This window comes from Paenibacillus sp. PsM32, from assembly GCF_030433815.1.
GTDB classification, from domain to species: domain Bacteria; phylum Bacillota; class Bacilli; order Paenibacillales; family Paenibacillaceae; genus Saccharibacillus; species Saccharibacillus kyungheensis.
The window spans coordinates 816,095-828,001 of the sequence record NZ_JARUWY010000001.1; the positions used below are offsets into that span (position 1 = coordinate 816,095).

Sequence of the window (11,907 nt, forward strand, 5' to 3'; positions counted from 1 at the left end):
ATAACCACTCTTTTTGCTGTACAGATCTAGATTATCTTTTAAGATTGTTGAATACGAAATACATGAGCAATTGGCGCACTTGTTACATCGGTTACAGAGGCAGGCAATTTCACCACAATACCTTCTTCATTTTGTTCAAAGTCTAATCCTTCAATGACTTCTTCGCCTAATAAATCGATACTTGCGATCTGTTCCATATAAGGAATACTGATCGTAGACGGAACCACTATCGCTTCATTCGCATATAAATACGACGCATATACGGTCTGCTGAGCTGCTTTACCTGTAAATGCCCATCCTTGTGTATACACAGGTGCAACACTGCGTGTTCCATATACAGCTTCTCCATACACATTGAGCCAAGCACCCAATCCTTTAATCCGATCGATAGCTCCTTCTGGCAAACGTCCATCCGGTTGTGGCCCTACATTCAGCGCTAGATTACCACCTTTGGCGACAATCTCCATTAACATATGCACTAACTCACGCACTGACTTGTAGTTATCTTCATAGCGGAAAGAAAACGAAGTTCCCATCGTCACACAGCTTTCCCATGGAATCGACATCGCATGTTCTGGAACTGTCTGTTCAGGGGTTACTATATTTTCATAAGCTCCTCCTACAGTACGATCTGCTGACAATAACCACGGTTGCTGTTTACGTGCTTTTTCCACCACTTCACCCAGACGAATATCTTGATTGCCTTTCCCCGGTCTAACCCATCCTGCATCTAACCACAGTACATCAATCCGTCCGTACTTCGTCAACAATTCCAAAATCTGCTCATGTGTAAATTCAACAAACTTTTCCCATAACCATGGATATTGAGCAGGATCATAAGAAGGACCACGCCATGAATTTTGTCCACGTTCCATGCCATCTGCCCAGTAATATGGCGTATGCCAATCCGCTTTGGAGAAATAAGCAGAGATTGCTAATCCTTTTTCCCGAAAAGCATTGAACACATTGCCTACAATATCGGCGTATTTATGTTGATGAAAAGGAGTATCTTTGCCTGTAATACGATAATCGGTTGTGTGCGTATCCCACATACAAAATCCATCATGATGCTTGGTTGTAAAATTTAAATATTTGAATCCACCTTCTGCCGCAAGTTCTGCCCAGACTCCCGGTTGAAAGCGGATCGGATTAAATGTTTTGTTTAGATCAAAATACTCTCTTTTCAATTCTTCTTTGTCCTGTTGCCAATCGATCCCGTCTCTTGACCAATCGCCATCATCATCACTAAGCGCCCAGGATTCGACTACCCCTAGCTGTGAATAAGGCCCCCAATGCATCATCAGCCCTAGCTTCTGATCTTTGAACCATTCTAATCGTTCCAAAATGAACGGATCTTCTGGCTTAACCCAGGATTCCTCACTGCTGTAATTATGTACCCCACCCTGTACTTCCATCAGCTTTTCCATCAATTCACGTTCTTGTTCATTCATCGGTTGCTCACTCATTGCTTTTTCCCCCTGTCGCTTAGTTATAGATTGAAATGCTTACTATATCAATTGGCGATACAGAGGGAACTTCCTGCAAGATTCTTTTATGATTGTGTATACTTTTTTTCGTTCTACCCTGATAACTTCGGTAAAAAGACGATTCCTAGCAAAATAAGTGTCAATACGATACATATATTTTCAAATTTATCGCCTTTTTTGGTTCCTGTGCTCATCAGGTTAAAACGCAATCTCCATTTGAGCGGTGGCAATAATTTTACACCTCGGTTGGTAAGAGAATCCGCTAATAAATGTAGAAAATAAGAAACTCCGCCCGCTATCCAGATACTTTTGCCTAGATGAGCAGTCGTTCCATACAACAATGCTGACCATGCGGCTGTACCATAGATCGTATGAGTTAATCCCCGGTGAGGTAAAAAGGTACAAATAATCAGCAGACTACCTGCCATATAATTCCATGGAGCTATATCTCGGCCATAAATAATCATACCGACTCCAATCATAAACATCACAAATTTGCGCAAAGAACGAACAGGCAAAAAAGCTATAAAGACAACAGCGACTGCGATCCCTATATCCCACGGCATTCCAAAAAGCCCTTTCCACAAAATCCATACGACCGATACCAGCATAATCGTCTGTAATACGCGCAATAGAGGTTCAGATAATGTTTTGGAGACAAGCAGTGAATTAGGCTCATCGATATCGGGTAATAAAGAACTAACAGCCGCTGCAACAACAGCTGCTGATGTCACCGGTATTCCTGCAAGTGTCATCAACGAAACGGTGACGCCGGTACTAATAATAAAATGCGATTTACCCATCATAATAAAAAAATCTTCCTTTCTGCCAAGCACATCCAGTTATTCATGTTGTTTTGTAAATGAAATGTTTGATTTGTTAGATGAATGTTAAATTTTTACTATTCGCCTTTTTATCCTGATTATTCATAGTAAGATAGCTATAAAGACATCATATAAGAATCCAAGCACATTTTCTAACATCTTTTAAAGGAGCGTTCATATGGGAACATTATCAAAATTGCTCCGTATTACATTATATTGTTCACTATTGAGCCTGATGCTTACCAGTTGTAATACAGACCACCTAGCTTCTTCATCTGTAACTAGCAAATCATTCAAGATACAGTCAGGAGAACAAATTATGCATAAAACTTCACAATCTGTGCGTGTCACACCTAGCGATACATCAGAATATCCGATTCATCCCGATCATCTGGCAAATGAATTAGTCAAAGGAAATTATGAGCAAATTTATTCTCAGACATCTCAAGCTTTCAAAGAAGAAGTATCATGGGATACGTTTCTCAAAGTTATTTCTTCGTTTGGTGATGATGCCAAAGGGTTCCAAGCTATATCTGAACTCAAACAAGACCATACGATTCGCAAAGTCTGGGTAGACGAACAACAACGTCGCGGAATCGTTGCTGTGTTCGCTGATCAGCTACCTGATTATCCAGATCATACAATTTTAGGATTACGTGTAAACGAGCTAGAAAAGTATCCTGCTACAGATCATATACAGACTCAAACGATATTCAGTCCACCTGTTCAGCAAAACTGGCAAGTGGTCTGGGGTGGCTCTAATACATTGATCAATTACCATTATGAATATCCGAATCAACGTTATGCTTATGATCTTATCGTTACTCAAAATGGATCTTCTTATCGTGGTAATGCAAAAAAGAACAGTAGTTACTTTGCTTTTGGCCGACCAGTTACTGCACCTGCTGATGGCAAAATCATTAAAGTCGTGAACGATATTGCAGATAATATTCCTGTAGGTTCAACAAATGAACAACAGCCTGCTGGTAATTACGTGATCATTCAACATGCTGATCGTGAATACAGTATGCTTGCTCATTTCCGTCAACATTCGATTACAGTACAAGTCGGTGATACGGTGAAACGTGGACAAGTGATCGGACAATGTGGTAATTCTGGCAATTCCAGCGAACCTCATATTCATTTTCAAGTGATGGATCAAGCCAATTGGGCAGATTCTACTTCGTTACCTGTACAGTTTGTCAATAACATTTCACCTATTCAAGGCGAGGTTATGTACCCCTCATTATAGCACGTATGTTCGCTTTTGTATAAAAGAGAAAGACAAGCGTTATCTCCACGATTACGATGGAGAACGCTTGTCTTTGTTTACAATAATTAGCTATTCAAATATTTCGCATAGAACCTGCTCGATCAGATCTATTCTATTACATTTTTTCTAATGAAGGAGAACTTGATTCAGCTTGTTGTAATTCTTGTAGACGTTCTTGAATACGACGTTTGCGATACAACATTTTACCTGCTTCTGCGACACTTTCAAGTGCAGTATGGTTCGTAAATGCGCCAAAAGCAATCCCGGCAACAGGGATCAATTGAAATAATTTTTTGATCCCAAAATTATCACGATAGGTGGTGATGACTTCATGCCACCCTTTCATTTGTGAAAATACTTCTTTGGATGTATCTGCATGATCAAAATCTGATAACTCTGCTAAAATTGATTTTTTGCCTACTACATCAGAAGAAGCGAATTGCAGACATTTCATAATAAACAAACGCTCTTTCGGATCTTTTGGATCATAACCGTAACATAATGCAATCTCTTGTAGTATTTTGAGCGACATCCCAATCATTGCTGGAATATCTGCCGAAATAGTGAAAATACCGCCTATGCCTGTTGTTGCTCCTTGAAGCGCTGCCCAGTTGGAACGATTTTTGGATAAAGAGTCTGCTGTTTTGTTCATCACTTGCAAAGGTAATTGAGATGCTTGTGATATCGTTAGCTCTTGCTCAGCTTGACCTTGTTCTTTAGCTAGACGTTGCAGGACTGCTTTGGATGAAATTAGATATGTTCCTCCACTTTGAATAAAACGTCCTAACTCATTCAAGACTACTCCTAATTTGTTACGGATCATTTTAGGTGTCATTTTATCGAGGATCATAAAAGGGATACGTCCCAATTTGTCCCAAAACATAAGACCACCTTGATTTTTTTCCCACTTTTTAATCTGTTGTAATGCTTGTTCAAGTTCAGCCTGACTCTCCATAGTGTTCATCGTATTGGGCTCCTTCAATCCATAATTAATGCTCTATTTTACTTATTATAATAGATATTAAGCAGTTACTACACCTATGTTACCTATTTATTTATCAAAAAAAGCCCTATAACCATTTTCTCTATCTACAGAAAAAATAATTATACGGCTTATTGTCTTTGTAGATGCTCCGTACACATAATTTTAGATATAAAAAAGCCGCGGGTCGTGGATCTCCGCGTCTATCGGTGATACTCATTATATTAATGTTTATTTAGATAGAAGATATGGCTTGATGTTGATTCGCTTTATCTGCTTGATTGTCTTCTTCACGTAAAGGTGCATAAGTGACACGATCTAATACCAAACCGTCGCCTACTGGCTCGCCATTTACTGTAATTTGAATCTTTCTGTAATTATGATCAAAGTTAGAATTGTACATTTGTCTTTCACTCCTAGTATAGTTAATCTTCGTATTTGTATGTGGTGGAACTGGAAATTTTTCTTGGCCTGTCTTAGTATTACCCGTATTTAGAAGAAGTTAAACATCTTTCATATGTTTTTGCCGGAAATGTATCTGAGTCATATAGAACAAAATGTATTTTTTCCTATAAACCATGTAATATTAGGGTATATGTATTATGATACATCTTTACACTGAATCTATTGAAAAGAAAGGGGGATCACAATGCCAAAAAGGACTCAACCGTTACGAATATTTTTGGTCGGCTTCATCGTATTATCAGGGCTATTTACAAGCCAGACGATGGCACATGCAGGTTGGTGGGAAGACTACAAAAATGGGATTGAGACTTTTACGAATTTGCCCCAGGAAGTGAATGAACTCAAACAAGGGTACGATCAGGCATTAAATAAACTTGATCAAGCTCAATCGAATATAGAAGCTTATCGTACAGAAAATGCACGTCTGGCTGAACAAAATGCTTTGCTCGCACAAACGGTAGAACAACTCAAACAATCAGAAGCTGATCGTGCACAAAGCGCTCGTTTTTGGAAAGGATTAGTCTTTACTGCTATAGGGATAGTTGTACTTTTCTTTATATCTACCCGTCTGATCCGTTTTGGCTTACGTCGCCGTTAATGATACGATTGACCGAAAAGAAAACAGTGACTATGTTAATTATAAATTTCAGGAGGAACCCTTTTGCACTTGGAATGGCAACAATCAACCAAAATGCCTTCGTCCGGACAAGCGGTAACGATTGTACTAGATGAAGCGGAAAAATTGCATATGCTCCATCCCGGTCAAGTGATAGCATATACCGGCCCTTCTGGAGGACGCAGTGATCGCTTTATGGATGTTAAAGGAATGTACCGCAAACGTAATCTGATTCGAGCAGACTTTACAGGTTCATGCCGATTTATCGCTTCTCTTCCCCCCGGTTTTAATTTGATGCCTATTCCTATTAGTGGGGGTAGTGATCTTCTTTATGATTTCCGACACCTTTTTTATTATACAGACGGCATCAAAATGCAAACCCGACTCTTACAGTTCAAAAATATGTTAATTACCCGTGATGCGATCAAAGTAAAATTTAGCGGTGAAGGTGAAATCGGTATTTTGACCAAAGGTGCTGTTGTTGAAATGAAACTGCATCCTACCGAACCTTTATATGTAGATGCTCGTAGTCTACTTGCTTATCCTGAAAATGCTCAATTAAAGTTAAGCGTCTATGGTAATCATCTGGCTAGCCAGCATATGCATTATCAATGGCAGATGACAGGCAATGGCTCGGTACTGATTCAAAGTGGACATGATAGCGGCGAACTGGAAAAGCATTTGCAAGGCGATGGATTGTTCAAGCGAGTGCTACGTGAAGTAATTCCTTTTGGTGGCATATTTATTAAATAATAAGTTGAATACAACAATGGATCGATTAGCACACCTTGTTATCTCAGGTAGCTATTCGATCCATTTTGCGATTAACCAGCTCCATTATCCCATAATTCAAACTCGGGTTTGATCCATTTGTTAAGCTGTTTGAACTGCTTCTGATCAATATATGCAATCAATAAATGATGATCTTGCGGGCTAGCGACAAATTGTCGTTCTGGATTACGTGTGCGATCCAGCGCAATCATATGATCAAAAAAGCTTTTATCAATCCATTCATTTTTATACTCCAAATTCCATTCTATCCGTTCTCCGTGATAGATAAACGAAAACAGTACATTGCGTTTCTCATGATCGACACAACTGCGAATATGTTTCATTTCAAGGGCGCCATCGGTCATTTGCACCATACGCTCCGCCAGTTGAGTATAAATATCGGTATCTTCTACCGCTTTGAGATCCACATACCAGATATTACTTGTATGATTTGCCCATTCTTCTTCGATCAATGTCTGCCCGCCCAATGCGATCAATAGATGCACATAAGGCTTCTCCTCAAACCAAGCTTTATCTTTACCACTCATTAAATGTTCAAGACTAATTCCTTCATTTACGGTAATGCCTGCTTCTTTCAGACGTGTCCACTGATCAGCTAAAGGAACCGTTTTGTTACGAAAAAAACCAATCATCATACATCTCCCTTCCATATGTGTTGTCTATTATAAGCTACGATGTGTGCAATTATTGCTGCATCAAAATCATGCCGCCTGGAACTCCTACTTTCTCTCATTAGATATATGAATATGGAATAGCTCTTCTTTTGCATATTATCCTATAATAACCCTTTACGCCAAGTGTTATAACTCCATTGTATGTAAAAATAACAAAAAATAGCTAACATCCTGTCTAATGATGACGGATATTAGCTACTTCTTCTTAGGTTGGCTATGATTTATTCGGAAGCAGAGTTTTCTTCATTCGCTTCATAAAAATCCCAAACCGCATCAATAATGCGATCAAACGTATCATCATCTTCACTAATCAGCGTTTCCAGTGCCAGAATTTCTTCTTCTTTACCGGGTTCATTGAGAAAGTGCAAGCTATAATCCCACTCTTTGCCACGTTTGGTGAACAGTGTCACTTCATAAGGTTCTGCATGCCCTTCGACGACTAATTCCACTTTGCCAATATACCCTTTATCCGGTTCAGGCACTTGCTCCAATTGAGCATTACGTATCGTGATATTCATTGTATATTCTCCTTTGTTGATGAAAATCAGTTGTTTGTTTTATTGTAACATGGTTTGATCAATATATTTATACCAACCTATATCGACCACTTCCTGCTTACTCGCTTCTATAATAAATCCATATTTAAATCGAGTCCCTTTTTGATTAGTTAGAAAATCTTCAGGATGATCCCATTCTATTTCACATTCATCACAGTATACAAAGTATTTTTGACTGGAGATTTCTTTAACAACAATAATCCAACCTTGTGAGCATACACAACATTTTCCAACAGGTTGTTCTTTGACAGAACTCATTTATAAACTCCTTACTGAATACTTCTAGGCTCTTTTGATATTAAAATTTTCTTTATTTTAGAATACTAATTATCTGCGATAATAATCCAATCGTTGTTCTAAGGTCCCTGTATGAAATTCCAATAAATGTCCATCAGGATCGCGGAAATAGATAGATTGTCCTTCTCCTTCTGGATTGCGCTGACGACCTTCTTCTATTGTTGCACCTGCTCTTTGAAGCCTAGCTTGTAAAGTTTCTAAATCTTCCTCTTTTACCGAAAAAGCAATATGAGTATATGATTGGTGAATCTCTTGTCTTGGTATATCTTCTTGTACATTCAATGCTAACCAAATACCGGCTATTTCAAAATAAACAGTCTTCGGTTTGACTAATACAGGCTGAACAGCAAATACATTAATATAAAAAGTCATTGCATGCTCGATATTAGCTACAGAAAATGTAATATGTCCTATCCCATGAATAATAGGCTCTTCCTTCTTGTCTGGATCAACATTTATATTTTTTAATTGCATTCTTGCATCCCAATGCTCAGGCTGATTTTGATATGATCCTCTCCATGGGCTTCCATTCTCTAACCAACGTTTGCGATATTCTTCGACACTAACAGGGTAACTCGCTCCATCATCATCAAATCCTGCTTGAAAAAAGCAACAATCACATATTTGATAACTTGGCGAATCACCTTCCCATTGCGGTTCGTCCAATTGATCATATCCACATACAGCACATATGTATTTTTCCATTGATTGCTCCTTTAAAATCTTTATAAATTATTTAGTTCTAATCATGCATCATTGCTTGCAAATATGCTATACTAACGAAGCAGTTTTTTTAAGTTTTATCCTGAACAGAAGATAATCCGTGATGTCCTGCAAAGAACTACTTTCTGCTGATAAAGTAGATAACGTGGTTCTGTACAGAGCAACGCGGGAGAGGTTCGCGAACTCCCTCTATAAAAAACTATCAATCCTGATTAATGCAGCGATTAAAAAAGATCATTTTTGTCTTTTTTAGCATTGATATGAGGTTTGTTTTTTGTTGGACAGGTTCATGGAACTCTCTTCTTCCCGAAGGACGACAAGATGTAGTATGTAGAACACTTTGCTAACTAGAATGATGCAGATCATTTTCTTTTCTAAGCAAGTAATCTTCATTCTAATGTCTTGATATCCCTTTAAGGAAATGGAGAGATTTTTTTATGCTTAAAAATGAAAAAGCGGTCGTCGTTTTCAGTGGTGGCCAAGATAGTACAACCTGTTTGTTCTGGGCAAAAGAACAATTTGCTGAAGTAGAAGTGGTAACGTTCAACTATGGTCAACGTCATAGCGCAGAGATCGAAGTCGCTACTCAAATCGCTAACGAATTAGGTGTACAGCAAACGATTCTCGATATGAGTCTACTCAACCAATTGGCTCCTAATGCGCTAACTCGTTCGGATATTGATATTACGCACGAAGAAGGCGAATTACCAAGTACATTTGTGGATGGACGTAATTTGTTGTTTTTGAGCTTTGCTTCAATTATGGCCAAGCAAAAAGGCGCACGTCATATTATTACCGGTGTCTGTGAAACGGATTTTAGCGGATATCCCGATTGTCGTGATATTTTCGTCAAATCACTTAATGTAACGTTGAATCTATCCATGGATCATCAATTTGTGATTCATACTCCTTTGATGTGGCTTGATAAAGCTCAGACATGGGAAATGGCAGATCAATTAGGTGCTTTTGATTATGTACGTGAAAAAACGTTAACTTGCTACAACGGTATTGTTGGCTCCGGTTGCGGAGAATGCCCTGCTTGCAAATTGCGTCAAGCTGGACTGGATCGTTATCTGGCAGAACGTCAACAAAATAACTCTACTGAAGGTGCACATCGATGAATCAACCGGGCCCTTTCCGTATCGTCGAAAAGTTGCAGCAGTATGGTATAGATATCCAACATGAACAGCTCCGCTACCATCGTAGACGGGTGCTTATCAATAAAGAATTTACATTTGATGCGGCGCATCATTTACATGCCTATGAAGGTAAGTGTATGAATCTGCATGGTCATACGTACCGGGTGATTTTTGGAATTAGTGGTATTCCGAGTGATAATGGAATCGTTGTAGATTTTGGCGATATTAAAGACATTTGGAAAGCACATATCGAACCTTTTCTGGATCACCGTTATTTGAATGAGACACTACCTCCGATGAATACAACGGCTGAAAATATGGTCGTGTGGTTATATGAACAAATGGAATTAGCATTACAAAGTGAGCCTTATGCAGCTCAAGTCGAAGGCGGACGTGTAGAATTTGTACAATTGTATGAGACACCAACCAGTTACGCAGAAGCAAGACGGGAGTGGATGCAAGCATGAGTACAACCTTTAAAGTAAACGCCGAGCAAGTTGCCAAAGCGAACCAGTTAGCCAGTTCAGATGCTAACGACCATCATCATGCTGAACACACCACTCAAGCCAAAGTAGCTCCTATCCCTGTACTGGAGATTTTTGGACCTACTGTACAAGGTGAAGGAATGGTGATCGGGCAGAAAACGATGTTTGTCCGTACAGCTGGTTGCGATTATCGTTGTAGCTGGTGTGATTCTGCTTTTACATGGGATGGCAGTGCCAAAGATCAGATTATGCGTCTTAGTGCTGAAGAAGTATATGCTCAATTGTTTGAAATTGGTGGTAATCGCTTTAACCATGTGACGATCTCAGGCGGAAATCCGGCATTACTTCCTCAATTAGGTGAGCTCGTGAAATTGCTTGCTGAAAAAGGCATTCGTACTGCTGTCGAGACTCAAGGTTCCAAATGGCAAGATTGGTTGACTGATATTAATGAAGTTACGATCTCTCCTAAGCCACCAAGTTCAGGAATGACAACGAATTTTGAAATGCTAGATGATATTATTCGTCGTCTCGAACACAATCAGATTAGTCGCTATACTGCTCAAGCGCAAGAAACGTCTTTATCTTATGCAGGAACATCACAGTTTGCCCATTCGTTTAGCCTTAAAGTGGTTATTTTTGATGAACATGATCTGGCTTATGCAGAGAAAGTACATTTGCGCTATCCGAATGTATTGCTTTATTTACAAACCGGTAATCCGGATGTGACCAGTGCAGACGATCAGATCGCTGCTTCTTTATTGAAGCGTTATGAGTGGCTGATCGATCAAGCGATGGAGATGCCTGCTTTTAACGATGCTCGTATTTTACCGCAACTGCATACACTTGTATGGGGCAATAAGCGCGGAGTGTAGCAGATCATAATATACTCTATTTTTTCACGTAACATGCTAAAAGCAGTAAAATGAAAGTCATTATATATTTAGAGGAGATTTGTTCTTATGTCAGGAAGACAACCAGATGAAATGCAAGATTTAACATTGCTCGGCAATCAAGGCGTCAAATACAATTTTGAATACGATCCAAGTATTCTTGAAAATTTTGATAATAAACATCCTTATCGTGATTACTTCGTCAAATTTAACTGCCCTGAATTTACAAGCCTTTGCCCGATTACAGGACAGCCTGACTTTGCTACAATCTATATCAGTTATATCCCTGATCAAAAAATGGTTGAAAGTAAGTCTCTCAAACTGTACCTGTTCAGTTTCCGCAATCATGGTGATTTCCATGAAGACTGTATGAATATTATTTTGAACGATCTGGTTAAATTAATGGACCCTCGTTATATCGAAGTCTGGGGTAAATTTACGCCACGCGGCGGAATCTCTATCGATCCATATACAAACTACGGCAAGCCAGGTACGAAGTATGAGCAAATGGCAGAGCACCGTATGATGAATCATGATATGTACCCTGAGACGATCGATAATCGTTAATTGTAATATTAAAATGCTCTATAAATAGAATTTTGCTTGAAGCTAACGTGTTATTGCGTTAGCTTTTTTTGTTATTTTTCTATGATAAAGCATATATTATTTTGTCGATTTATGGTGTTCACAAAATATACTAAAA

Annotated in this window: 15 protein-coding genes and 1 riboswitch; of the genes, 7 read left to right on the top strand and 8 right to left on the bottom strand. The window is 38.9% G+C overall.

All coding sequences use genetic code 11. From position 1 onward, the window contains the following. Positions 1 to 38: 38 nt before the first annotated feature. Together QCD85_RS03820 and QCD85_RS03825 are read right to left on the bottom strand one after the other, a co-directional pair. Positions 39 to 1,466, bottom strand: coding sequence for an alpha-L-fucosidase (locus tag QCD85_RS03820; protein WP_301261675.1), 1,428 nt, complete (start codon positions 1,464 to 1,466; stop codon positions 39 to 41). Between the two features lie 113 nt (positions 1,467 to 1,579). Further along, positions 1,580 to 2,293, bottom strand: coding sequence for a metal-dependent hydrolase (locus QCD85_RS03825; RefSeq protein WP_204825288.1), 714 nt, complete (start codon positions 2,291 to 2,293; stop codon positions 1,580 to 1,582). 337 nt (positions 2,294 to 2,630) lie between these two features. Between QCD85_RS03825 and QCD85_RS03830 the strand changes: the two genes are divergently transcribed. Continuing rightward, the gene (locus QCD85_RS03830; protein WP_301261676.1) at positions 2,631 to 3,563 is read left to right on the top strand and encodes a M23 family metallopeptidase; all 933 of its coding nucleotides are present in this window, start codon (positions 2,631 to 2,633) and stop codon (positions 3,561 to 3,563) included. Between the two features lie 136 nt (positions 3,564 to 3,699). Here QCD85_RS03830 and QCD85_RS03835 read toward each other — a convergent pair whose 3' ends face one another. Together QCD85_RS03835 and QCD85_RS03840 are read right to left on the bottom strand one after the other, a co-directional pair. Continuing rightward, on the bottom strand, positions 3,700 to 4,548 hold the full coding sequence (locus QCD85_RS03835; protein WP_273615230.1) for an EcsC family protein: 849 nt from the start codon (positions 4,546 to 4,548) through the stop codon (positions 3,700 to 3,702). Between the two features lie 253 nt (positions 4,549 to 4,801). Beyond that, complete coding sequence (locus tag QCD85_RS03840) at positions 4,802 to 4,969, bottom strand: hypothetical protein (protein ID WP_273615229.1); 168 nt, start codon at positions 4,967 to 4,969, stop codon at positions 4,802 to 4,804. A 246-nt stretch (positions 4,970 to 5,215) separates the two neighbouring features. Between QCD85_RS03840 and QCD85_RS03845 the strand changes: the two genes are divergently transcribed. Both QCD85_RS03845 and QCD85_RS03850 read left to right on the top strand, forming a co-directional pair. After that, complete coding sequence (locus tag QCD85_RS03845; protein ID WP_273615228.1) at positions 5,216 to 5,629, top strand: hypothetical protein; 414 nt, start codon at positions 5,216 to 5,218, stop codon at positions 5,627 to 5,629. 93 nt (positions 5,630 to 5,722) lie between these two features. Next, the gene (locus QCD85_RS03850) at positions 5,723 to 6,400 is read left to right on the top strand and encodes an AIM24 family protein (RefSeq protein ID WP_273616249.1); all 678 of its coding nucleotides are present in this window, start codon (positions 5,723 to 5,725) and stop codon (positions 6,398 to 6,400) included. A gap of 71 nt (positions 6,401 to 6,471) precedes the next feature. Here the strand turns inward: QCD85_RS03850 and QCD85_RS03855 are convergent, their stop codons facing one another. The 4 genes from QCD85_RS03855 to fosB all read right to left on the bottom strand — a co-directional run bounded on the left by QCD85_RS03855 (position 6,472) and on the right by fosB (position 8,393). Continuing rightward, entirely contained in the window at positions 6,472 to 7,071 is a 600-nt protein-coding gene (locus QCD85_RS03855; RefSeq protein ID WP_301261677.1) for a hypothetical protein, read from the bottom strand. Positions 7,072 to 7,334: 263 nt separating this feature from the next. Further along, on the bottom strand, positions 7,335 to 7,631 hold the full coding sequence (locus tag QCD85_RS03860; RefSeq protein WP_273615226.1) for a hypothetical protein: 297 nt from the start codon (positions 7,629 to 7,631) through the stop codon (positions 7,335 to 7,337). A gap of 39 nt (positions 7,632 to 7,670) precedes the next feature. Further along, a complete protein-coding gene (locus QCD85_RS03865) occupies positions 7,671 to 7,928 on the bottom strand; it encodes a hypothetical protein (RefSeq protein ID WP_301261678.1) in 258 nt (85 codons plus the stop codon). Positions 7,929 to 7,997: 69 nt separating this feature from the next. After that, positions 7,998 to 8,393 (bottom strand): metallothiol transferase FosB, encoded by a 396-nt coding sequence (gene fosB, locus QCD85_RS03870; protein ID WP_441005600.1) that lies wholly within the window; start codon positions 8,391 to 8,393, stop codon positions 7,998 to 8,000. Positions 8,394 to 8,855: 462 nt separating this feature from the next. Next, positions 8,856 to 8,899, top strand: a riboswitch (PreQ1 riboswitch). Between the two features lie 228 nt (positions 8,900 to 9,127). On the opposite strand from fosB, the gene queC reads away from it, so the two are divergent. The 4 genes from queC to queF all read left to right on the top strand — a co-directional run bounded on the left by queC (position 9,128) and on the right by queF (position 11,771). After that, positions 9,128 to 9,811, top strand: a complete 684-nt coding sequence (gene queC, locus QCD85_RS03875; protein ID WP_301261679.1) for a 7-cyano-7-deazaguanine synthase QueC — start codon at positions 9,128 to 9,130, stop codon at positions 9,809 to 9,811. Continuing rightward, complete coding sequence (queD, locus tag QCD85_RS03880) at positions 9,808 to 10,296, top strand: 6-carboxytetrahydropterin synthase QueD (protein WP_301261680.1); 489 nt, start codon at positions 9,808 to 9,810, stop codon at positions 10,294 to 10,296. The genes queC and queD overlap by 4 nt, the downstream gene beginning before the upstream one ends. Before the next feature lie 158 nt (positions 10,297 to 10,454). Beyond that, entirely contained in the window at positions 10,455 to 11,186 is a 732-nt protein-coding gene (gene queE, locus QCD85_RS03885; protein WP_301261962.1) for a 7-carboxy-7-deazaguanine synthase QueE, read from the top strand. Between the two features lie 87 nt (positions 11,187 to 11,273). Beyond that, on the top strand, positions 11,274 to 11,771 hold the full coding sequence (gene queF, locus QCD85_RS03890; RefSeq protein WP_301261681.1) for a preQ(1) synthase: 498 nt from the start codon (positions 11,274 to 11,276) through the stop codon (positions 11,769 to 11,771). Positions 11,772 to 11,907 lie beyond the last annotated feature (136 nt).